We start from the raw sequence: 22,252 nt of genomic DNA, 5'->3' as shown, positions 1-22,252 counted from the left end.
CGGTAAAATAGGGGGTTATTGAACCAGTATTGACCGCCCCTATGAACATGGTAGCAAACGAACAAGAAATGACCGGTACTGCAGTGGTGCCGGCGGGACCGTCTTTCGTCCATTTGCGCGTGCACTCGGAATATTCCATCGTCGACGGCTTGGTCCGCATCGACGATCTGATCAAGCAGGCCGCCAAGGATAAGCAGGGCGCGCTGGCGGTCACCGACCTGGCCAATATGTTCGGCATGGTGAAGTTCTACAAGGCAGCGCGCGGCAAGGGTATCAAGCCGGTGGTCGGCGTCGATGTCTGGATCACTAACGATGACAACCGCGAGAAGCCGTCGCGCCTGATGCTGTTGGCGAAAAACCGCATGGGCTATTTGCAGCTGTGCGAACTGCTGTCGCAAGCCTGGCTCACTAATACCTACAAGGGCCGCGCCGAGATCCGCACCGAGTGGCTGCAAGAGCTCACCTCCAAGACTTACGCGCTGCTGCCAGATGATTCCCCGGCCAACGGCCTGATCGCCCTGTCCGGCGCCCATTTCGGCGACATCGGCACGGCCATCGAAAACGGCAACCCGGCGCTGGCCGAAGCCAATGCGCAAAAATGGTCCAGCATTTTCCCCGGCCATTTCTACATCGAGATCCAGCGCGCCGGCCAGGCCAACCAGGAGATGCAGGTGCGCCACTCGGTGGCGCTGGCGTCCAAGCTGGGCTTGCCGGTGGTGGCCACCCATCCAGTGCAATTCCTGTCGCAGGACGAGTTCATCGCGCACGAGGCGCGGATCTGTATCGCCGAGGGCGAGATGCTGGCCAACGCCAAGCGCGTGCGCAAGTTCAACGAGCAGATGCGTTTCCTGACGCAGGCCGAGATGGGCCAGCTGTTCCACGACCTGCCGGCCGCGCTGCAAAACTCGGTGGAAATCGCCAAGCGCTGCAACCTGACGCTGGTGCTGGGCAAGCCGCAGTTGCCGAACTTCCCAACGCCGGGCATGACCATCGATGAGTTCCTGCGTGCCGAAACCCAGAAGGGCCTGGAAGAGCGTTTGATCCAGCTGTATCCGGATCCGGTCAAGCGCGAAGCCAATCGCCAGCGCTATGAAGACCGCCTGAAGTTCGAGAACGACACCATCATCAACATGAAGTTCCCGGGTTACTTCCTGATCGTGGCGGAGTTTATCCAGTGGGGCAAGAATAACGATGTGCCGATCGGCCCGGGCCGTGGTTCCGGTGCGGGCTCGCTGGTGGCGTACGCGCTGAAGATTACCGACCTTGATCCGCTCAAGTACAACCTGCTGTTCGAACGTTTCCTGAATCCGGAACGGGTATCGATGCCCGACTTCGATATTGACTTCTGCCAGGAGAAACGCGAGCTGGTGATCCAGCACGTGAAAGACCTGTACGGCCGCGATGCGGTGTCGCAGATCGCCACCTTCGGTACCATGGCGGCGAAGGGCGCGATCCGCGACGTCGGCCGCGTGATGGACTTCGGCTACAACTTCTGCGACGGCGTCTCGAAACTGATCCCGTTCAAGCCGGGCAAGCCGGTGTCGATTGCCGAGGCGATCGAAGAAGAGCCGATGCTGAAAGAGCGCCAGCAAAACGAGGAAGAAGTGGCGCAGCTGCTGGACCTGGCGCAGCAGGTGGAAGGTATCACCCGTAACATCGGCATGCACGCCGGTGGTGTGCTGATCGCGCCGGGCAAGCTGACCGATTTCTGCCCGCTGTACACGCAGTCCGGTGATTCGGGCGTGGTGTCGCAGTACGACAAGGACGACGTGGAAGCCGTCGGCCTGGTGAAGTTCGACTTCTTGGGTCTGACGACCCTGACCATTCTTGACCGCGCAGTGCGCTACATCAAGGCGCTGGATCCGGAAGAGTCGGAATTCGACCTGGCCAAGCTGCCGCTGAACGACCGTCCCTCGTACGACCTGCTGACCAAGGCCAAAACCGTGGCCGTGTTCCAGCTGGAGTCGCGCGGCATGCAGGGCATGCTGAAAGACGCGCGTCCCGACCGCTTTGAAGACATTATCGCGCTGGTGGCGCTGTACCGTCCGGGCCCGATGGACCTGATTCCGGACTTCTGCAAACGTAAGCACGGCGAAAAATTCGACTACCCGGATCCACGCACCGAATCGATTCTGTCTGAAACCTACGGCATCATGGTGTACCAGGAGCAGGTGATGCAGATGGCGCAGATCGTCGGCGGCTACTCGCTGGGCGGCGCTGACATGTTGCGCCGCGCGATGGGTAAGAAAAAAGCCGAGGAGATGGCCGAACACCGCGAAATCTTCCGCGCCGGCGCCGCCAAGGATGGCCTGACCGCGCAAAAGGCCGACGAGATTTTCGACTTGATGGAAAAGTTCGCGGGCTATGGCTTCAACAAGTCGCACGCCGCTGCGTACGCGCTGCTGTCGTATCACACCGCCTACCTGAAGGCCCACCATCCGGCCGCGTTCATGGCAGCCAATATGTCGCTGGCGATGGAGGACACCGAGAAGGTCAAGATCCTGGTGGAAGATGCGATCGACATCTGCGGCCTGACCATCCTGCCGCCGGACGTCAACAAGTCCGACTTCCGCTTTGTGCCTGACGGCCCGGCGCCGTCGGTCACCGGAAAAAAAGTCACGCAGATCCGCTACGGCCTGGGCGCTTGCAAGGGCGCTGGCCAGAATGCGATCGAGGCGATTATTGCGTCGCGCAATGCCGATGGCCCGTTCACCAGCTTGTTCGATTTCTGCAAGCGTGTGGACAAGAAGCAGATCAACCGCCGCACCATCGAATCCCTGATACGCGCCGGCGCGTTTGATGGCTTCGGCGTCGACCGCGCGGTGCTGTTGGCCTCGGTCAGCTTCGCGATGGAGTACGCTGACCAGCAGGCCAAGTCGGCCAACCAGGTCAGCCTGTTTGGTGGTGATGACAGCGACCTTGAACCGCCGCCGGATTATGTGAAGGCCGAGCCGTTCACCGACCGCCAGAAGCTGGCCGAAGAAAAGATCGCGCTGGGCTTTTACCTGTCCGGCCACATGTTCGATTCGTTTGCCACGGAAGCGCGCCGCTTTGCGCGTACCAAGCTGGCCGACCTCGAGCCGTCGCGCGATCCGCGCATGCTGTGTGGCGTGATCACCGGCATCCGTCCGCAGATGACCCAGCGCGGCAAGATCCTGATCGTCACGCTGGACGACAAGAGCGCGGTGGTGGAAGTGACGGTGTACTCGGAGGTGTTCGAAGAGCACAAGCACATGTTCAAGGAAGATGAATTCCTAGCGGTGATCGGCAAGGTGTCGGAAGACCGCTTCAATGGCGGCTTGCGCATTTCGGCCGAGAAGGTGTTCGACATCATCAGCTCGCGCGTCAAGCACGGCAAGCAGCTGGGTATGGCGCTGCCGACCACGGTCGATGCGAAAAAGGTGGCCGAAGTGCTGGCGCCATTCCGCCAAGCCGACGGCCTGCCGATTTCCGCGCGCATCACGCCACAAGGCGTCAGCTGCGTGTTGCAGCTGGGCGAGGCGTGGCGCGTGGCGCCATCGGACGAACTGCAACTGGCGCTCCAGCAGGTGCTGGGCGCCAAAGAGGTCGCGGTCGAATACTAGCGTTTAGAACTGCTGGGCTACGCCAGTGATGGCGTAGCCTTTGTCGCCGATCTGCGCCAGTGCGTGTTCAATGTGGTATCTGGGGAGGTCGTCGTGGTCGTCGTCGACTTCCACGTGGCTGGCTTCGGGATGCCAGTCGGTGTTGGTGGCTTCTTCCGGAATCGGCTTGCCTTCCGGGACAGCGAGGTAGCTGTGTTTGCCCTGTGCTTCATCTCGGCAATAAATATCCACGCGCATGGCATTTCTCCTTTGACGAAAAGCCCATGTTACCGGATTTTTTTACGCTAGTGCGTACTTATCCTCGTCGTCGTCCACCGCAATGAACACCGGCTCCAGCGTGCTAGGGACGGCTTCCATGCGCGGCGCGCGCAGGCTGGCGTTCATAGCCTGGGCCAGTTCGCACAGGGTTTCGTGGCGCTTGCGCGCTTCCGAGCGTTTCTTGGAGGCGATGGCGGCCAGGTCGGGGGCGCAGATGGTTTCGCTATCCAGCTGGTAGTCGCCGTCGGCGCGCGGTTGTGCGCCCAGCTCCTGCCACAGGGCGTCGTAGTCGGCGTGCACTTTGCCTTGGCGGGTGGCGCTGTGCACCACGCGGTTGGCGTTGCTGACCAGGCGCAGGGCGCTGCAGCCATGGTCGCGGGCAAACTGGCTGAGCAGCTTGATCATCAGGTTTTTTGGACGCAGGCCGTGCAATTCGCGGGTAGCGTCCTTAATCAGTTGCAGGCCGTGCTCGCCGCGCGGGCCTTGCATGCAGCCGACGCCGAGCAGCATGCCGCGCTCGCTGTGGACGAAGGAAAACGCGCAGCTGTAGACCAGGTCGCCGCCTTGCAGCAGTTGCAGCACCAGTTCGCCTTCACGCTCCATCGGCTCGATGGCGCGCAGTTGCAGCTGGTAGGGCAGGCCGCTCTTGCCTTCCACGCTGGCCAGCGTGACGGCGCCGCGCGCCGCCTGCACCGTCAGCGGGCCGAGGCCGTGACGGAATACGTGGCGGTAGTGCGCGCTCAGCAGTGCGACGCGCTCGCTGCAGGCAATGGTGTTGCTCAGGTAAGGGCGGTAAATCTTGTACAGCAGGCGCGGGCGGGCTTTGACCAGCTCGATAAACAGGGGGTGAGAGTTCAGCAGTTCCAGCCAGCCAAAGGTGGACTGGCGGTGCAGCGCAGCGCGGACGGAGAGCTTCAGGGTTTCACGCAATTGCTTCAGGCCGGTAAAGCCTGCAACGCCGGAGCGGATGGTGATGGACTGCGGCATCGGAACTTTCAAAAAGAACAGCTTTGTGAATGATTTAGTATTGTATCTGGCATGTAACGCAATGTAAATTGGGGTAAAGAACTACGGAATACCCGTAATAATTGCCGCTTCGATAATTGAACTGTTGTATAGAGGGGATGCTGCTGTGATAAGGGTTACACGTACTAGCAAAAAGCAATGCAAGATGTGCGGTAGCAACGCATAATGATACATTGCGATACAACCTGGCCCGTATGACCGCATCCCCTTTGCCCCGCTATCTGGTATTCCCGGCGTTCATCGCCTTGTACCTGTTATTTGACTGGGCGACCTATATCGATCCGTTGTACGGATTGAATATCACGCCTTGGAATCCGGACCCGGCGCTGGGGCTGGTGTGCTGGCTGGTGTATGGCTGGCGTGCGGCGCTGCCCTGGTTTATTGCGCTGGTGCTGGGCGAGATTTTGGTGCGCGGCATGCCGGCCGGGCTGGTGCTGACCTTGCTGTTGTCGGTGTGGCTGACCCTCGGCTATGGCTTGATCGGGGTGGTGCTGAAGCGGACTTTCGGCAGCAGCGGCGTGTTCGACAGCCGCAACCGGCTGTTCCAGTGGGTGTTGATCGTAGTGAGCGGCGCGCTGCTGAATGACATGGTGTACATGTCGCTGCTGTCGCTGGCCGGGCTGATCCCGCCGGGCGAGTGGGGCGCGGTGGTGCTGCGCTTTGGCATCGGCGACATGGTGGGGGTGCTGGTGTCGATGCCCCTGGTGTGGATGCTGTCCAGCGCGCACGGGCGGCAGCGCTTGCGGGTGACGGTGTGGCGCTATGAGACGCTGGGCTACCTGGGCTTGTCGATCGTGGTGCTGACGCTGGTGTTCGGCACCATCGTCACCTCGGAATTCAAGCATTTTTATTTCCTGTTCCTGCCGGTGATCTGGGCGGCGTCGCGCCAGGGCTTGTACGGGACGGCGTTGATGGTGTTTGTGCTGCAACTGGGCATAGGCGCTTTGGTGAAGTGGAATAACGCCATCAACATCGAGGTGCCGGAGTTGCAGATGCTGGACGCCATGCTGGCGCTGGTGGGCTTTTCGATCGGCATTGTGGTCGACGAGCTGCGCCAGGTATCGAACGATTTGAAGCAGTCCTTGCGGCTGGCGGCGGCGGGCGAGATGGCAGCCGCGCTGGCGCACGAACTGAACCAGCCGCTGACGGCGCTGGGCGCCTACGGCAAGGCTTGCGAGTTCCTGCTCGAGCGCAACGACAGCGGCGGCAAGGATGGCGAGATGCTGAAAAACGCCATCCAGCGCATGATTGCCGAGTCGGGCCGGGCGGCGGATGTGGTACGGCGCTTGCGCGATTTCTTCCGCACCGGCGCCATGAAGCTGGAACCGGTAGATGCGGCGCAGCTGGTGTCCACGGTGAGCCAGCAATTCTTCGCCCAGCTGCGCGAGCACGGCGTGGCGCTGGAGGTGGAGGACTTGCCGCCGCTGGCGATGCTGGCCGACCGTCTGCAGATCGAGCTGGTGCTGCGCAACTTGCTGGCCAATGCGCTGGATGCGGTGCAGGAGCAGCCAGAAGGGGAGCGCCGCATCACGGTCTCGCTGCAGGTGCTGGACAGCAAGCGCCGCGGCAAGGGCAGTTGTTTGCAGCTGACCGTGGAAGACAGCGGTAAAGGCGTGTCAGCCGAACTGGCGGCGCGCTTGTTTGAACCTTTTGTATCGTCCAAGGCCACTGGCATGGGACTGGGCCTGGTGCTGAGCCGGGCCATTATGGAAGCGCACGGCGGCTCGCTCTGGGCCGAAGTGGGCGATCACGGCATATTCAAGATGGCGCTGCCGTTGGCGCGCCGCGTAGTGGAAGGGCAGGAAAACTATGTTGCAGCATGATTTAACCGTATTCATCGTCGATGACGATCCAGCCGTGCGCGATGCGCTGGGCTTGCTGCTGGGCGTGCGCGGCTACCGGACGGCAGTGTTTTCCAGCGCCGAGGCTTTCCTGCAGGGCTGGCAGCAGGGCTGGAGCGGTTGCCTGCTGGTCGACATCCGCATGTCGGGCATGGACGGGCTGGCCTTGCAGCGCGAGCTGATCAATCGCGGCAGCGCCATGCCGGTGGTGGTGATGAGCGGCCACGGCGACGTCAGCACGGCGCGCGCGGCGTTCAAGGCCGACGCGGTGGATTTCCTGGAAAAGCCGTTTGACGATGCCAAGCTGATTGCCGCCATCGACGAAGCGCTGGCGCGGGCGCGTAACAACCACAGCGAGCAGCAGCGCCGCTCGCGCAGCGCTAACCTGCTAAGTGAGCTGACGCCGCGCGAGCGCGAAGTGATGGATTTGGTGGTGCTGGGCCGCCACAACCGCGACATCGGCCCGGCGCTGGGCATCAGCGTACGCACGGTAGAAGTGCACAAGGCGCGCCTGATGAGCAAGCTGGGCGTGGACAACGTCGCCGACCTGGTCCGCATCAGCATGCTCGAAAGCGAATAACAACCCGGGGTCAGTTCTGCCAATCGGACACGAGCCCTGCCGTAGCGGCCGCTACGGCAGGGCTCGTGTCCGATTGGCAGAACTGACCCCGGGTTAGCGTTGGGCGGCGCGGGTGCGTTCCAGGCGTTGCCACAGCTTGAGCTTGCGCACCGCTGTTTGCTGGAAGTGGAACCAGCGGTTGCCGTCCAGTGCCCGCTGTACCTGGCGCGCGGTGTGGGCGTCGCCGCCGTTGCCGGCCATGTCGGCCAGTACTTCCTTCGGCGGCGCGAACAGGCTGTCCAAAAAGATCCCGCGCACTTTGCCGCGCACCGCGTTGCCGGTCTTGGCCGGCAGCTGGTAGGAATTCTTCACCATGCCGATGTAGAAGTGGCACACCGCCACGTCAAACTGCGCGCGTACCGCCGCGCTCACACCGGCGCGCTCGAAATGCGGCTTGACCGCCGCCAGCGCCGACACAAAATCCACACACCACTGCTCGCTGATCACCCGCGTGATGCTGACCGGGTGCTGCCGGTACGCCAGCAGCACATGCGGCAGATACACCAGGCTGCGGCAGCGCTGCAGCAGGCGCGGCACCACCGCCACGTCCTCGAACAGGCGGCGCGACGGGAATAGCGGCATGGCCTCCTGCGCATAAATCTCACGCCGGAATACTTTGCACCACACGTACATGTGGCGGTCGTTGAGGAAGGAGGTCAGGATGGTATCCTGGCAGGTGATGGTCTGGTCCGGCGCGTAACTCATGTAGACGTCGCGGTCTTTGTCCGGTGCATCCGGATGCCACATGCGCAGCGCGGTGGCGATCACGTCCGGACGCTTGTCCTCGATTACCCGTTCCAGCGCTTCCAGCGAACGAGGCAGCAGGCGGTCGTCGCTGTCGACAAACAGGATGTACTCGCCGCGCGCTTCCAGCAGGGCGCGGTTGCGGGCGTCGGAAATGCCCTGGTTGGGCTGCACCACCAGCCGCACCTGCAGTCGTGGATAGGCTTCCTGCACCGCCTGCACGCGCGCCACGGTGTCGTCGGTAGAGCCGTCGTCCACCATGATCAGCTCATGCCGATGGTGCATCTGCGCGACGATGTGGTCGAGGCAGTCGGTAATGAAGCGGCCGACGTTGTAGCCGGGGACGAGGATGCTCAGTAGCGGGGCATCGGCTTGTTGCGGCTTCATGCGCGCAATCCTTTCACGGCCAAAACGGTACGGTCGGCGGCGCGCTGCAGTACAGTGGCGCGGTTGCTGGTTTCCTGGTCGCGCGCGTTTTCCTGGTGCCACAGGTGCAGCACTTCGGTGGCGTAGGCGCCGTCTTTGCGCATTACCCCCGCATTGAACAGGCGAACCACCAGGTCGGAATCTTCATGGCCCCAGCCGAGGAAGCTTTCATCGAAACCATTGACGAGGTCAAGGTCGGAACGCCACACGGCCAGGTTGCAGCTCTTGATGCGGCGCCAGGTGAAGCGGCGGCTGGTGCGGCCCACGTCGGGCAGGGTGAACAGCAGCGGCAGCACTTTGTTGAGGTCGCCCGCGCGGCGCCACGCCAGCTTGTCGGCCGCGCCCAGCGCCTGCAAGTCAAGATGCTGGCTCAGCACGCGCACGGTGGCGGCTTCGTTGAGCAGGATGCGGCTGCCCTGCACCAGGTAGCCGCGCTGCGCCAGCTTGCGGTGCTGGCTGATAAAATTGCGCTGCGGGACGCAGTCGCCGTCGAGGAAGATGATGTATTCTCCGTGCGCGTCGAGGGTGCCGAGGTTGCGCGCGCGCGCTGCCCGGAAACCCAGGTCTTCCTGCCACACGTGGCGCAGCGGCACCGGCGAACGGGCTTGCAGCGCAGCCACGGCCTGCTGTGTGTTGTGGCCGGAGCCGTCATCAGCGATAATGATTTCGAACCCGAGGTCGTCCTGGGCGAAGCAGGCTTCGACCACGGCGCTCAAGGCATCCGGCCGGTTGTAGGTGGTGATAACGACAGAAATAAGGTCGAATGGCATAGCGTGCTGTAGCGGATTGCTTTTTTGCAATAAACGATAATATGAATGAATAATACCTCAGCCCAGTCCCCTGCCAGCACTGTCTTTATCCACAGCCTGATTTTCGCGTTTCCGTTCCTGCTGCTGATTACCCGTCCCGGGCTCGGCTTGTGCAGTTTCGCCTTCCTGATCACGGCTGCGCTGACCTGGCGCCGGGGCTGGCCTGAACTGTTGCGCCATCTTACTGAGATTCGCGGCGTGTTGGTAGCGTTTGGCGCGACGCTGTTACTGGCCATCGTACTGGGCTTGCTCAGTGGTGACGGCCGCTTGCGCGATCTGGAAAAACCGTTCCGCATGCTGGCCGCCTCCACCGTGATGCTGACCGTGCTGGCCTGCCGTCCCAGCCGCAAGGCCCTGTGGTGGGGCCTGATCGCCGGCGCCGTGGCTGGCGCTTCTTTCATCGTCTACCAGCGCTGGTGGCTGGGGCTGGAGCGTCCGGGCGGCTTGATCAATTCGATTACCTTTGGCGACATCATGCTGTGCATGGCCCTGATGTGCCTGGCCGGGACGCTGGACTTTGTCGGCCGCCGCGCCATCTGGCCTGGCCTCGGCGCGCTGGCCGGCCTGATCGGCTCGATCGCCAGCGGTACCCGCGGCGGCTGGGTCGCCATCGTGTTTGCGGCGGTGCTGCTGGTGCGCTACGGCCACGTGCTGCGCGGCCGCCTGCGCAAGGGCCTGGCGCTGCTGGCGCTGGCGCTGGTGGTGAGCACCTACTTTATTCCACAGACCGGCGCCCGCGAGCGCATCGACGAAGGTTTCAGCGATGTGCACCAGTATTTCAACGGCGGCCAGACCTACACCAGCGTCGGCATTCGGCTGGAACTGTGGCGCAGCGCGCTGCAGCTGATCGAGCGCCATCCGCTGCTGGGCGCCTCCATTCCGACCGTCAAGCAGGAGATGGAAGAGCTGGTGCGCACCGGGCGCGTCCACCCTTACGTGCTGGAGTTCGAGCACTTCCACAACGATATTTTGCAGGCGCTGGTGTTTGGCGGCGTGGCCGGGCTACTGGCCTGGGGGGCGACGCTGGTGGTGCCCTTTATGTTCTTCCGCCGCCAGCTGCGCCAGGGCGACCACCTGAATGCGCCGGCGCTGGCTGGCATGCTGCTGGTGTTGAGTTACTTTAGCTTTGGCCTGACGGAAGTGATCTTCTGGTCGGTGCGCAGCAATATGTTTTACGCGATGATGCTATTCCTGCTGGCAGGACTGTGCCTGAACGCAAAGGAGAAAGCGCAGTGAGCGAATTGCGGACCCTGATTATTTCCCCCAACTGGATCGGCGACGCCGTCATGGCGCAGCCGCTGCTGCAACTGCTGCGCGCCGCCCATCCGGAGCGGCCGATTGACGTGCTGGCGCCGCCGGCGGTAGCCGCCGTGTGGCGTCAGGCCGCCGAGGTGGACGAGGTACTGGAAACCCCGTTCCGCCACGGCGCCCTGCAACTCAAGCAGCGCTGGCAATACGCCCGCCTGCTGCGCAAGCGCGGCTATGCCGATGCCTACATCCTGCCCAACACCATCAAGTACGCCTTGATCCCGTGGCTGGCTGGCATCAAGCAGCGGGTCGGCTACAAGGGCGAAAGCCGCTACGGCATGATCAATGTGATGCACCATGACGAAGTGCCGCCGCGCCCGATGGTGGCGTTTTACGCGGCGCTGGCCAAGTCACCGGTGACGGTACAAGGCCCCGGCCTGCGCGCCGCGCTGCCGCGTCCTCGGCTGGTGGTGCCGCCGGCGCAGATTGCCGCCGTGTGCGAACGCCTTGCCATCGACCAGTCGCGGCCGATGCTGGCGCTGGCGCCGGGGGCGGAATTCGGCGGCGCCAAGCGCTGGCCGGCGCGCCACTTCGCCGGTCTGGCGCAGGAAGTGCTGAAGCGCGATCCGACCACGCAAATCGCGCTGCTCGGTTCGCCAAAGGACAAGGAAGCCTGCGCTGAAGTAGCGGCAGCGCTGCCGGAAGGCGCTGCCGTGTTCAACCTGGCCGGCGCCACCAGCCTGCCGGAAGCCTTCGCCCTGATCGCCCGCGCGGCAGCGGTGGTCGCCAACGACTCCGGCCTGCTGCACATCGCCTCGGCGCTGAACCGCCCGGTGCTGGCGCTGTATGGCCCCACCGATCCCGACCACGCACCACCGTTTTCCGACCTGGCGGCTTCGCTATCGCTGCGGCTCGACTGCGCGCCGTGCAAGCAGCGCGAATGCCCGCTGGGCCATCAGGATTGCATGGTCAAGCTGACGCCGGACCTGGCATGGCAAAAACTACAACCGATGCTGGCGCGCTGAACGGCACAGCGGCGCCGTTTTGGGGTATAAAGCAAGGAGTGCCCAAACCCCGCGCGCAACCATGTTGAAGCGATACTCCATCACTTTCTGGGCCACGGTGTTCGTCAGCGTGGTCTGCCTGTCGCTGGTCGTGATCGACGTCTGGCGCAGCGTGAATGCGCGCAGCGGCCAGCTGCAGGAGATGGAACGCCTGGGCGCCAACGTGGCGCGCGCCATGGCGCAGCAGGCTGACGACACCATCAAGGCGGCCGACACCTCGCTGGCCGACATCGTCGAGCGCATCGAGACCGAAGGGCAGGGCGATAAGGCGCTGGCCCGGGTGCAGCGGCAAATGGCGGCGCAGGTGGCGAATTTGCCACAGCTGGTGGGTTTATTCGTGTACGACGAGCGTGGCCGCTGGCTGGTCAATTCGCGCGGCGTCACCAGCCAGGCTTACAACAATGCCGACCGCGAATACTTCATCTTCCACCGCACCCACGAGGAGCGCGGTCCGCACGTGGGCGACCCGGTGATCAGCCGTTCCACCGGCAAGTGGATCATGCCGGTGTCGCGCCGCCTGAATAAGGCCGATGGCAGCTTCGGCGGCGTGGTGCTGGCCACGCTGGACATCGACTACTTCCGCCGCTTCTACCAAAGCTTTGACGTTGGCGCGCGCGGCGCGGTGGCGCTGGTCTCCAATACCGGCGTGCTGATGCTGCGCCAGCCCTTCGACAGCGACCGCGTCGGCGGCAGCATGCGCGACAGCGAGCTGTATCGCTACTACGCCCAGCAGAGCGGCGCTGGCCGTATTGGCAGCCATGTCTTCCATTCCTCGCACGACGGCGAACTGCGCCTGAACAGCTTCCGCCCGCTGGAGCACTATCCGCTGTTTGTCACGGCAGCCTTGTCGCGCGAGGAAATGCTGGAGCGCTGGCGGCGCGACACCTTCACCCGCTCGATCGGGGTGGTCGTGCTGGCGGCGCTGATCGGCTTTTTCGGCAAGCGGCTGGTGAGCCAGATCAAGCTGCGCGAACTGGCCGAGGCCGAGCTGCGCAAGGCGCGCGATGCGCTGGAAAGCGCCAACCGCACGCTGGAGCGGCAAGCCATGCAGGACGGCTTGACCGGGCTGGCCAACCGGCGCCAGCTTGATGTCACGATGGGCAACGAGTTCAGCCGCGCCACCCGGCATGGCAGCACGCTGGCCTTCATCATGATCGATGTCGACTACTTCAAGCAGTACAACGATGTCTATGGCCACAGTGCCGGCGATGAGGTGCTGCGCGCGGTGAGCAAGTTGATCAAGGCGCTCACGCCCAAGCGGCCCGGCGACCTCAGCGCGCGCTACGGCGGCGAGGAAATCGGCATCCTGTTACCGAGCACAGACTTGCAGGGCGCGGAGGCGGTGGCTGAGCGCATCCGGCGCGCGGTGGAGAATTTGCAGATGGCGCACAGCGGCAGCAGCTTCGGCCACGTCACGTTAAGTGCCGGCGTTGCCACCATCACGCCCAAGCGCGGCGTGCATCTGGCGCATATGCTGGTGGAGGCGGCCGACAAGGCGCTGTACGTGGCCAAGTCGGAAGGGCGCAACCGCGTCTGCCTGGCGCAGGCCCAGGCCGAGGTGTAGCTACTGTTCGAGCCGATGCAGCGCGGCGCGTGCGATTGGTGGTGAGACGATGTGGGCGCCGTCGAATTCCTCGTACCTCGCGTCATAGCCTTCCTGCGCCAGCCGCTGGGCAATGGCGGCGCCGCGCGCCACTGCCAGCACGCGATCTTCCTTGCCGTGCGAGACAAACACGCGCGGCTGTCCCTCGCGCCGCAGCGGCGCCATGAAGCCGGGCGAAAACGCCAGGATATCGCGGAACAAATGGCCGTTCATCAGCCCCACCGACAGCGCATACGAAGCGCCGTCGGAAAAGCCGGCTATGGCCATCTGCTGCTCGTCGATCTCGTAGCGCTGCATGGTCCACAGCATCAGCCGGTCGATGAAAGCGAGGTCCGTGCCAAAGCCGCCGTGCAGGAAGTCCCAGCTGCTGCCATGCGCATCCGGTATCAGCAGCAGCACGCCGTGGCGGATCGCATGCGCCAGCGCGATGTGGTCGCCGCCGCCGTGCTGGCCGCCGGCGCCATGCAGCCACAACAGCAGGTGCAGCAGGCGCTGGTCCGTACCCGCATTGGCGGGTACATGCAGCACCGCCTTGTGGCCGTCGGCAAACGCCAGCTGGTGGGTGCCCGCTGCCAGTGGCGGCTGGCGGTGATGCGCCAGCTGCCGCAGCACCTCGGGCCGCGCGTGCAGGCGGCCGTCGGCGTAGGGCGCGGGCTGCTGTGTCATCAGTCCGTCACTGGGAAATTCACGCGCGAGACGCTGCCGTTCGGCGTGGTGATGGTGACGGTCAGCGCACCGCTGGTGATGGTGTTGGTGCAGTTCAGCGCCGCATCTTGCGAAGCATCGCTGATCATCGGGATGCTGTACACCCAGGCGCTGGAATCGGCCGCGTTGGTGTTTTGCACGGTGACGGTGGTGCCGCCCAGGATGGCGCCGTTGGAGCTGCTGAACTGGATGGTGGTGCCGGCCGGCAGCGGGTTGCCTGGACGGTCGGCCAGCCACAGCGGATCACCGCTGTGCAGCGACATGCGGTTGGTGGCAAACACGGTCGGGTTATTGTCGCGGATGGCAAAACTGAAGCTGCGCGTATCGTTGACGAAAGTGATGCCGTTGGTGCAATGGGACAGTGCCAGCGTGCCGGTGCCGGTCGCACTGCTGAGCAGGCTGACCGCCGGCGTACTGTTGGACAGCACCATCACCAGCGCGCCGCGCACGTGCACCGTGCCTACGCTTGGCGTCGCTTGCAGCACGCCGTTGTAAGTGCCGTTACCGGTTTGGTCCCAGCTGCTGTTGCCGTTGGAATCGATGTACTGCTCGCCGCTGGCGCGCACTGCGTTGCCGCTGGCGTTGGCGTCGTCGATGCCGTTGGCGTTGGCATCGCTGATGGCACGGTCATTGCGGAACGGGTCGCCGAGGTCGGTGAATGGCTCGCCGGCGTCGTAGCGGTTATTGCCGTTGGTGTCGACAAAGCTTTCCTCGCCCAGTGCGTAAGCGAGGATGGTGACGCGGCCGTCGGCCGGACGCGGATTGCCGGCGCAGAAACGTACCGTGCATTCGCCCGGCGTGCCTTTTTGCGTGACCACGCTGCCGTCGGTCAACGTGGTTTGCGTCAGGCCAGTCAGGCAGGAGGCATCAATGCTGCCGCCCTCGGCGGTGAAGCTGACAGCGGTGCCGTCCGGCGCCGGGTTGTGGAAGTGGTCGGCCAGGCGGGCAGTAATCACGGTGCCGGTCGGTGCGGCGCAGCCGTTGAACTGGCCGCCCTCGACGTTCTTGATGGCGGCGCTGAGCGAGAAGCTGTTTTGCTCAGGCACGCCGGTCGACACCACCAGCTGGTCGGACAGGGTACTGGTGCTGCTACCGGCCAGCGTGGCGGTGACGCGCACCGGCGTGTTGACGGTGCCGGAATTAACGGTGGTGGTGGCCAGGCCACCGGTGCCGCTGGTAGCGCTGGCGGCAGTCAGGGTCAGTCCGCCGACGGTGGTGTTGAGCGCAAAGTTGACTTGCTGGCCCACTACCGGATTGCCGTTGGCGTCCAGCACCTTGAAGGTGACGGTCGAACTTTCCTGGCGGCCGGCGCCGCCGGTGCCTTTCAGCGCGATGTTTTGCGGCAGCGCCGAAACGAAGGTCAGCTGGCTGGCCGCTGCGCCGGTGGAGGCGCCGATGGCATAGTTGGCGCTGGCCGACAGCGCGGTGCTGGCGACGGTGGCGTTGGCGCTGACCACGTAGCCGCCGGCCGTGCTGGTGGCTCCGGGGCCGATCTGCACCGTGGCCTTGCCGGTGCCGTCGGTGACGGCGGTGCCGATCGCCGAGGAGAACACGGCGTTGCGGTCGGTGCTGGTGAAGGTGACCACGATGTTGGGTACGGCGGCGTTGTTGGCGTCCTTGAGCACGGCGCTCAGGGTGGCGGTGGCGCCCGGCGCGATGGTGGTGACGGCAGCGCCGCTGGCGTTGGTCAGCGTCATGACCAGGGTCGGCTTGGTGGTCGGCGTGGTCGGATTGGTGGTGCTGCAGCCCGGCAGGCTGCTGTCGCGGGTGGGATCGATGGTGGTGCAGCCGCTGCTGCCGCTACCGCCGCCGCCACAGGCGGCAAGCACGGCGGCGCATAAAACGGCCAATGCATAGTAAGTGAGTCGGTCGATCCAGCGCAAAATCATGGTGTCTCCTGAAGTGATCAATTGGTTCCGGCCATTGCGGGCAGCAGGTTGCGGTACAGGTTCAGCATCGCAGGGCCCAGCAGCACGACCAGCAAGCTTGGGAAAATGAAAAAGATTAGCGGGAACAGCAGCTTGAGCGAAATCTTGGCCGCGTGTTCCTCGGCGCGCTGGCGGCGCTTGGTGCGCAGCTGTTCGGACTGTACCCGCAGCGAGTCGGCAATGCTGGTGCCGAAGCGGTCGGCCTGGATCAGCATGGTGACCAAGGCGTCGACGTCTTCCACACCGGTGCGCAGCGCCAGGTTGCGCAGCGCTTTATCCTTGGCGCTGCCGGCACGCAGTTCCAGCGTCACCAGCTGCATTTCTTCGGCCAGCACCACGCTTTTCAAACCGATCTCGTTGGCCACGCGGGCGAGGGCGGCATCCATTGCCAGGCCGGCTTCCACGCACACCGTCATCAGGTCGAGCGCGTCAGGGAAAGATTCGAAGATGTCGCGCTGGCGCGTCTTCACCACGTGGTTGAGGATGATGTTGGGCAGGTAGTAGCCGGCGCCGCCCGCCATCACCATCCAGAACATCTTGACGTTGCCGTCGGTGGCCACGGCCTTGCTGCTCAGGTAGAGGAACACCACCAGCGGCAGCAGCACCGCCAGTCCGGTTTTACCGGCGAAGAACAGCGCCGGCGTCGATGGCGTGCGCCAGCCGGCGTTGATGAAGCGCATCCGCACCGGCGAATTTTCCCAGCCTTCGGTCGGCAGCGACAGCTTGGCCAGCGGCGCTGCCAAGTTGACGATGGCCTCGATCCACACTGCGCTCTTGCGCGTAACCTGGCTGCGGTCGTGCAGCGCTTCCAGCCGGTCCTTGACCGGATTGGCGGTGAACAGGCGCACCGCCAGCACCACGCCGGCAAATACGGCGATAAACACCACGAACAGGAACATGAGCTGAATAATGGTCATGGCGCTCTCATCAGATGCGGATCGTGGTGATGCGGCGGATCGCAAACATGCCGATCACCATCAGCGCGGCGGCCACGGTCAGCATTTTGCGGCCGCCCGGATCGGTGAACAGCACTTCCAGCGAACCGGGATTGACCACCGACACCAGCCCGCCGACGGCAAACGGCATCAGGCCCAGCACCCAGGCCGACATGCGGCCCTCGGCTGACATGACTTTTACTTGTCCCAGCAGTTTGAGGCGGTCGCGGATGATGGCGCTGATGGATGCCAGCAAGTCGGTCAGGTTGCCGCCGGTTTCGCGCTGGATCAGCACAGCGATCACGAAGTAGCGCAAGTCGGTGCTGGGCACGCGCAGTGCGAGGTTCATCAGCGCGTCCGGCATCGAGACGCCGAAGTTGACTTCATCAAACACGATGCGGAACTCGGCGCCGAGCGGATCGGGAATTTCTTCGCCGACCATTTTCAGTGCGGTAGGGAAGGCGTGGCCGGCGCGCATGGCGCGGCCCATCATGTCGAGCGCATCCGGCAGCAGTGATTCAATCCGCAGGATGCGCTTGTTCTTGGCGCGTATGGCTTCCAGCACCGGCAGCGCGGCCACCAGACTGCTCAGCATCAGGCGTCCGAACCACGGCAGCTTGAGCGAGCTGGCGAGGATGAAGCCAATCAGGAAGCAGCCGGCCATCAGCGCCGACAATTGTGCCGCGCTCATGCTGCGTCCGGTTTGCAGCAGCAGCCGGTCCAGCTTCTGGATGCCCGGCAGTTGCATCAGCAGCTGCTGGATGCTGGGGTCTTGCGACAGCGTACGTTCCTTGGTGATAGACACCGCCAATTCGCTGCCGCTGTCGCCGATGGCGTTGCGCAGGCGGCGCGCGATGCGTTCCGCTTCCGGGCCGCGCGCGTTGTTCCAGCTGGTGTAGATGCCCCACACCAGCAGCCCGACGGCGGCGAAAATCAGCAGAATGAACAGCAACAGCCGCAAGTCCATGATCAGAGCCCCGCTGGATCAAACACGGTTGAGCCGATGTTGATGCCGAAGTTGCGCAGCCGTTCGAGGAAGCGCGGGCGGATGCCGCTGGCGGAGTGCTGGCCCAGCACCCGGCCGTCTTCACCGAGGCCGGTCTGCTTGAAGCTGAAGATTTCCTGCATGGTGATGATCTCGCCTTCCATGCCAGTGACTTCCTGGATCGACATCACTTTACGCTTGCCGTCGGTCAGACGCGAGACCTGGATCACCACGCCGACTGCGGAACTGATTTGCTGGCGCATGGCCTTGGTCGGCAGGTTGGCGGCCGCCATCGAGATCATGTTTTCCAAGCGGGTGAGGCCGTCGCGCGGGGTGTTGGCGTGGATGGTGGCCATCGAGCCTTCGTGGCCGGTGTTCATGGCGCCCAGCATGTCCAGCGCTTCGGCGCCGCGCACCTCGCCCAGGATGATGCGGTCAGGGCGCATCCGCAGCGCATTGCGCACCAGCGCGCGCTGGGTGACTTCACCCTTGCCTTCGATATTCGGCGGCCGCGTTTCAAGCCGTACCACGTGCGGCTGCTGCAGCTGCAGCTCGGCCGCGTCTTCGATGGTGACGATACGCTCGGTCTGGCCGATGAAGCCGGAGATCACGTTCAGCATGGTGGTCTTGCCGGAGCCGGTACCGCCAGAGATCACGATGTTGACCTTGGCCTTGCCCAGGCCTTGCAGCACTTCAGCCATGTCGGCCGTCATCGAGCCATACGCCACCAGGTCGGCCAGGCGCAGCGGATCAGCCGAAAAACGGCGGATCGACATGATGGGGCCGTCAATTGCCAGCGGCGGGATGATGGCGTTGACCCGTGAACCGTCCGGCAAACGGGCATCGACCATCGGGCTCGATTCATCGATGCGGCGGCCCACGCGCGAGACGATTTTGTCGATGATCTTCATCAGGTGGGCGTCGTCGCTGAAGGTGACGTCGGTCAGCTCCAGCTTGCCGCGCCGCTCGACATAGATCTGGCGGTAGGTGTTGACCAGGATGTCCGACACGGTCGGGTCTTCCAGCAGCGGTTCCAGCGGGCCGAAGCCCAGCATTTCATTCTGGATGTCGCGCGTCAGGGTTTTGCGCTCGGCGTCGTTGATGACCACCGCGTCTTCTTCCAGCAGCTTCTCGACCAGGTTGCGCAGCTCGACGCGGATTTGCTCCTGCGTCAGGCGCTGCATGCTTTCCAGGTCGACCCGGTCCAGCAGCGCGGCGTGCAGGCGCTGCTTGAGTTTCTGGTAAGCGCGGTTGTCGATACCGCCTTGCGTCCGCTGGCCGGAGCCGCGGATGTCGGTATTTTCCAACCGTTCGCGCAGGGAGACGGGAGTATTCATGATGCGGTTCCTTACTCAGTTCCTACTCAGTTTCTATTTACGCAGGCCGAACTTGCCCAGCCAGCCGCCGCCTTGCTGCTGCGGCGGCGCTTCGCCACTCAGCTTGCGCGCCAGCTCGGCCAGCGCCTGGCTCAGCGGCGCGGTCGGTGCCAGTTGCAGCACCGGTACCCCCTGGTTGACCGAGGCGGCGGCCGATTCGTAGTTGTTGGGGAAGGTGAAGGCGATCTCGGCGTCGAAGGCGCTCTCCAGGTCTTTCAAACGGATTTCGCTGTTCTTGTCGTGGCGGTTGACGATCAGCTGGATTTTCTCCTTACCGTATTCCAGCGAGCGGAACACGTTGAGCAAGCGCTTGCTGTCGCGGATGTAGGGCAGCGTGGTTTGCAGGATGGGGAAAATCTGGTCAGCATGGTCGAGCGCGCGGATGCTGACGGCGTCCAGGCTGCGGCCCACATCCAGCACCACGAAGTCGTACTGGCGGCGCGCCAGCTTGAGGATGGCGTCGATGTGGTCGGGCTTGACGTCGTTGGCGTGGGCCGGATCGGACGGCGCCGCCAGCACGCCGTAGTTGGGCGTGATGCTCAGCATGGACGAGGTCAGGAACGACGGGTCAAGCCGGTGGATCTGCTGCGCCACATCGCTCAGCGTGGCCAGCGGCTTGTGGTCGGAGACGAATAGCGAGGCGTCGCCAAATTGCAGATTCATGTCGATCAGCGCGACCTTTTGCTTGCCGCTGGCGGCCAGCGCATAGCCGAGGTTGGTAGCGAGGAAGGTGGCGCCGCTGCCGCCCTTGCAAGAGATGAAAGCGATCACCTTGCCGCTGGTCTGGCCGCGCCGTTCGAGTTTTTCGGCGATGCGTTCCAGCGCCGGATACAGCGCGTTGCTGCTGACTGGCGACGGCAGTACTTCACGCACGCCGGCGCGCATGGCTTGCAGCAGGAACTGCGGTTCCTGGTCGATGCACAGCGCCACGCAGGCGATGTGGGGATGCTGCGAGGAGAAGCGCTCCAGCTGCTCCATGTCATCGTCGTCGGTTTGCGGGCGGTCGATGATCAGCACGTCCGGCATTTGCTCGTCGTTGAGCGCAGCGGTGCGGCCGACGCCGCCCAGCAGGTGGTCGATTTCGTCGGACGGCGAGCGCGCGCGCAGCAGGCGCATCAGGTCCGCCAGCTGGCGTTCATCGCGGGATATGACGGTGATCTTCAAGTGTGCTGCTCCTTGTCCTGTGCTTAGCGCTTGCCGCCGACGCCGATGGTGAAGCCACCGCTCTGGTCGTCCTTGGTGGTGAACGATTGCTGGTAATTCTGGTAGGCCGCCGTGGCTGCCTGCGCATCCATGCCGTTGACCGGCCGCCGTACGCGGCCCGCTTGCGGATCCAGCGTCTGCTGGGCGCGCGCCAGCCGCAAGCTGTTGCCGAATTCGCGGTCGAGCCGCGGCGTGGTGCCGCAGGCGCTCAGCAGCACAGGCAGGACGGCGGCGAGGAGTATCGTGGTTCGCATGATGGCTCCTATGGATTGCCGCCGGCCGGCGTTGGCTTGCTGGCGGCAGGCGGGTTGCGGCCTTCCATCTTCCCGTTCAGGAAGAAGTCGGCGCGGCTCGGCTGCACGTAGTCGTCGGTCGGCAGCTTGTGGTCGGCCGGCAGCGGCTGTGCCAGGTGCGGTGTGACGATGAACACCAGCTCGGTACGGTCGTTCTGGAAATCGCTGCTGCGGAACAGCGCGCCCAAAATCGGGATTTCACCGAGACCGGGGAAGGCCTTGATGCTGCTGGTGACATTGTTCTTGATCAGGCCGCCGATGGCAAAGCTCTGGCCGTCAAACAGCTGCACCGTGGTGCTGGCGCGGCGCGTGGTGAAGGACGGCAGGATGGCGGTGGCCGTGCTGCCGGTGGCGCTGACGCCGATGCCTTCGCGGTTGAGCTCGGAGACTTCGGGCGACACGCGCAAGTTGATGCGGCCGCCATCGAGCACGGTTGGCGTGAACTTGACCGCGATGCCGTATTCCTTTTCTTCCAGCGTGATCTGCGGCGTGCCGCCGGTATTGCTCTGCGAGACAGGAATGAAGATCTTGCCGCCCGCCAGGAAGCTGGCTTCCTGGCCGCTGATGGCCATCACGGTTGGCTCGGCCAGCACTTTGACCAGGCCGTCGTTCTTTTGCGCGTCCAGCGTCAGGAACTTGCCGCTCTTGTTGTTGAAGGCGTCGACCTTGCTGGGATTGCCGCTGAGCAGATTGGACAGCATGGTGTAGGTCCAGCTGCCGCGCGTGCCGTTCAGGCCGACGCTGGCGCCCAGCTGGTCAACCAGGGTTTTCGAGACTTCGGCGATTTTTACTTCCAGCATCACCTGCTGTGGTGCCGCCACCGACAGCATGTTGACCACGCGTCCGCTGCTGCCGCTGCTGCCTTGCGCTTGCGCCAGGCCGGACATCGGGTCCATCGCGGCCTGGAAGGCGGCGCCTGCTGCGGCGCCGGATGCGGCGCTTGGCGCACCGCTGCCCGCTGCCGCTTGCGCAGCTTGTGCGGCCTGGTCGGGCGCGGCGGCCGTACCCTGGTTGCCGCTGCGCGCGTTGCGCTGCAGGTAGGCGCTGGTTACCGCCACCACTTGCGCGGCGCGCACCGAGTCGGCCACGGTGCCGTGCAGGATTACCGAGTTACCGGAGACGGTGATGCGGATGTCGCGCTCATTCGGGAACAGCTCGCTGAACTGGGCGCGCAGCGCGGCGGTGTCCAGTCCGACCGTGATGTCGATGACGCTGGCCTGGTTGGCGCGGTTCCAGACGATCAGGTTGGTGGCGCCGGTGGCCTTGCCCAGCATGTAGATTTCGCTGGGATTGAGCAGGATGACGTCGGCAATCTTGGCGTCGCCCACCGCCACCCGCGCCGCCGGGTAGGGCAGGTGCATCAGCGTGGATTTGCCAGCGGACAGCGTGACCTCTTTGGCCAGTTCCAATGTGGGTGGCGTGGTGGCGGTGGTGGCAGCAGCAGGCGCGGTAGCGGCGGCCGTTGTGGCGGCAGCGGCTGGCTTGCCGGCGTGCCTGGCGGCCAGCACGGCCGGCGGCGCAGCGCTCAGCAGCACCGCCAGAGCGGCGGCCCGCAGCGGCAAGGAAGGGAAGGGCGCAGTAATTACGTGGCTCAAGTCGCGTTCT

The 22,252-nt window shown here is 64.2% G+C and carries 18 protein-coding genes; 6 read left to right on the top strand and 12 right to left on the bottom strand.

Annotation, left to right across the window (positions count from 1 at the left end):
* Positions 1-41 precede the first annotated feature (41 nt).
* Entirely contained in the window at positions 42-3,584 is a 3,543-nt protein-coding gene (gene dnaE / locus GTP46_RS10920; RefSeq protein ID WP_161006660.1) for a DNA polymerase III subunit alpha, read from the top strand.
* Between the two features lie 3 nt (positions 3,585-3,587).
* Here dnaE and GTP46_RS10915 read toward each other — a convergent pair whose 3' ends face one another.
* On the bottom strand, positions 3,588-3,821 hold the full coding sequence (locus GTP46_RS10915) for a DUF6139 family protein (RefSeq protein WP_161006659.1): 234 nt from the start codon (positions 3,819-3,821) through the stop codon (positions 3,588-3,590).
* Between the two features lie 42 nt (positions 3,822-3,863).
* Complete coding sequence (locus GTP46_RS10910) at positions 3,864-4,829, bottom strand: VirK/YbjX family protein (RefSeq protein WP_161006658.1); 966 nt, start codon at positions 4,827-4,829, stop codon at positions 3,864-3,866.
* Between the two features lie 233 nt (positions 4,830-5,062).
* On the opposite strand from GTP46_RS10910, the gene GTP46_RS10905 reads away from it, so the two are divergent.
* On the top strand, positions 5,063-6,691 hold the full coding sequence (locus GTP46_RS10905; RefSeq protein ID WP_161006657.1) for a sensor histidine kinase: 1,629 nt from the start codon (positions 5,063-5,065) through the stop codon (positions 6,689-6,691).
* Positions 6,681-7,289, top strand: coding sequence for a response regulator transcription factor (locus tag GTP46_RS10900; protein WP_161006901.1), 609 nt, complete (start codon positions 6,681-6,683; stop codon positions 7,287-7,289). Before GTP46_RS10905 ends, GTP46_RS10900 begins: the two co-directional genes overlap by 11 nt.
* A 93-nt stretch (positions 7,290-7,382) precedes the next feature.
* Here GTP46_RS10900 and GTP46_RS10895 read toward each other — a convergent pair whose 3' ends face one another.
* Both GTP46_RS10895 and GTP46_RS10890 read right to left on the bottom strand, forming a co-directional pair.
* A complete protein-coding gene (locus tag GTP46_RS10895) occupies positions 7,383-8,459 on the bottom strand; it encodes a glycosyltransferase family 2 protein (protein ID WP_161006656.1) in 1,077 nt (358 codons plus the stop codon).
* Positions 8,456-9,268, bottom strand: a complete 813-nt coding sequence (locus GTP46_RS10890) for a glycosyltransferase family 2 protein (protein WP_161006655.1) — start codon at positions 9,266-9,268, stop codon at positions 8,456-8,458. Before GTP46_RS10890 ends, GTP46_RS10895 begins: the two co-directional genes overlap by 4 nt.
* A 45-nt stretch (positions 9,269-9,313) precedes the next feature.
* Between GTP46_RS10890 and GTP46_RS10885 the strand changes: the two genes are divergently transcribed.
* The 3 genes from GTP46_RS10885 (at position 9,314) to GTP46_RS10875 (ending at position 13,183) form a co-directional block, all read left to right on the top strand.
* Positions 9,314-10,543, top strand: coding sequence for an O-antigen ligase family protein (locus GTP46_RS10885; protein ID WP_161006654.1), 1,230 nt, complete (start codon positions 9,314-9,316; stop codon positions 10,541-10,543).
* Complete coding sequence (gene waaF / locus GTP46_RS10880) at positions 10,540-11,580, top strand: lipopolysaccharide heptosyltransferase II (RefSeq protein WP_161006653.1); 1,041 nt, start codon at positions 10,540-10,542, stop codon at positions 11,578-11,580. The genes GTP46_RS10885 and waaF overlap by 4 nt, the downstream gene beginning before the upstream one ends.
* 61 nt (positions 11,581-11,641) lie before the next feature.
* Complete coding sequence (locus GTP46_RS10875; protein WP_161006652.1) at positions 11,642-13,183, top strand: sensor domain-containing diguanylate cyclase; 1,542 nt, start codon at positions 11,642-11,644, stop codon at positions 13,181-13,183.
* Here the strand turns inward: GTP46_RS10875 and GTP46_RS10870 are convergent, their stop codons facing one another.
* From GTP46_RS10870 to GTP46_RS10835, 8 genes are read right to left on the bottom strand one after another with little or no spacing between them, the layout of a single operon-like run.
* On the bottom strand, positions 13,184-13,888 hold the full coding sequence (locus tag GTP46_RS10870) for an alpha/beta hydrolase (protein WP_161006651.1): 705 nt from the start codon (positions 13,886-13,888) through the stop codon (positions 13,184-13,186). It lies immediately after the preceding gene.
* Positions 13,888-15,816, bottom strand: a complete 1,929-nt coding sequence (locus tag GTP46_RS10865) for an Ig-like domain-containing protein (RefSeq protein WP_161006650.1) — start codon at positions 15,814-15,816, stop codon at positions 13,888-13,890. The genes GTP46_RS10870 and GTP46_RS10865 overlap by 1 nt, the downstream gene beginning before the upstream one ends.
* A gap of 17 nt (positions 15,817-15,833) precedes the next feature.
* The gene (locus GTP46_RS10860; RefSeq protein ID WP_161006649.1) at positions 15,834-16,772 is read right to left on the bottom strand and encodes a type II secretion system F family protein; all 939 of its coding nucleotides are present in this window, start codon (positions 16,770-16,772) and stop codon (positions 15,834-15,836) included.
* A 10-nt stretch (positions 16,773-16,782) separates the two neighbouring features.
* On the bottom strand, positions 16,783-17,757 hold the full coding sequence (locus GTP46_RS10855) for a type II secretion system F family protein (protein WP_161006648.1): 975 nt from the start codon (positions 17,755-17,757) through the stop codon (positions 16,783-16,785).
* A gap of 2 nt (positions 17,758-17,759) precedes the next feature.
* Positions 17,760-19,112 carry a TadA family conjugal transfer-associated ATPase gene (locus GTP46_RS10850; protein ID WP_161006647.1) on the bottom strand — a complete coding sequence of 451 codons (1,353 nt, stop codon included), beginning with the start codon at positions 19,110-19,112 and terminating at the stop codon, positions 17,760-17,762.
* Between the two features lie 33 nt (positions 19,113-19,145).
* Positions 19,146-20,315 (bottom strand): CpaE/TadZ family protein, encoded by a 1,170-nt coding sequence (locus tag GTP46_RS10845; protein WP_161006646.1) that lies wholly within the window; start codon positions 20,313-20,315, stop codon positions 19,146-19,148.
* A gap of 23 nt (positions 20,316-20,338) precedes the next feature.
* Positions 20,339-20,608 (bottom strand): hypothetical protein, encoded by a 270-nt coding sequence (locus GTP46_RS10840; RefSeq protein ID WP_161006645.1) that lies wholly within the window; start codon positions 20,606-20,608, stop codon positions 20,339-20,341.
* Positions 20,609-20,616: 8 nt separating this feature from the next.
* Positions 20,617-22,242, bottom strand: a complete 1,626-nt coding sequence (locus tag GTP46_RS10835) for a type II and III secretion system protein family protein (protein ID WP_202414229.1) — start codon at positions 22,240-22,242, stop codon at positions 20,617-20,619.
* Positions 22,243-22,252 lie beyond the last annotated feature (10 nt).

The organism is Duganella flavida, from assembly GCF_009857445.1.
Taxonomy (GTDB): domain Bacteria; phylum Pseudomonadota; class Gammaproteobacteria; order Burkholderiales; family Burkholderiaceae_D; genus Rugamonas; species Rugamonas flavida.
The sequence above is the reverse complement of the archived record's forward strand: the minus strand, read 5'-3'. Positions and strand labels throughout refer to the sequence as shown.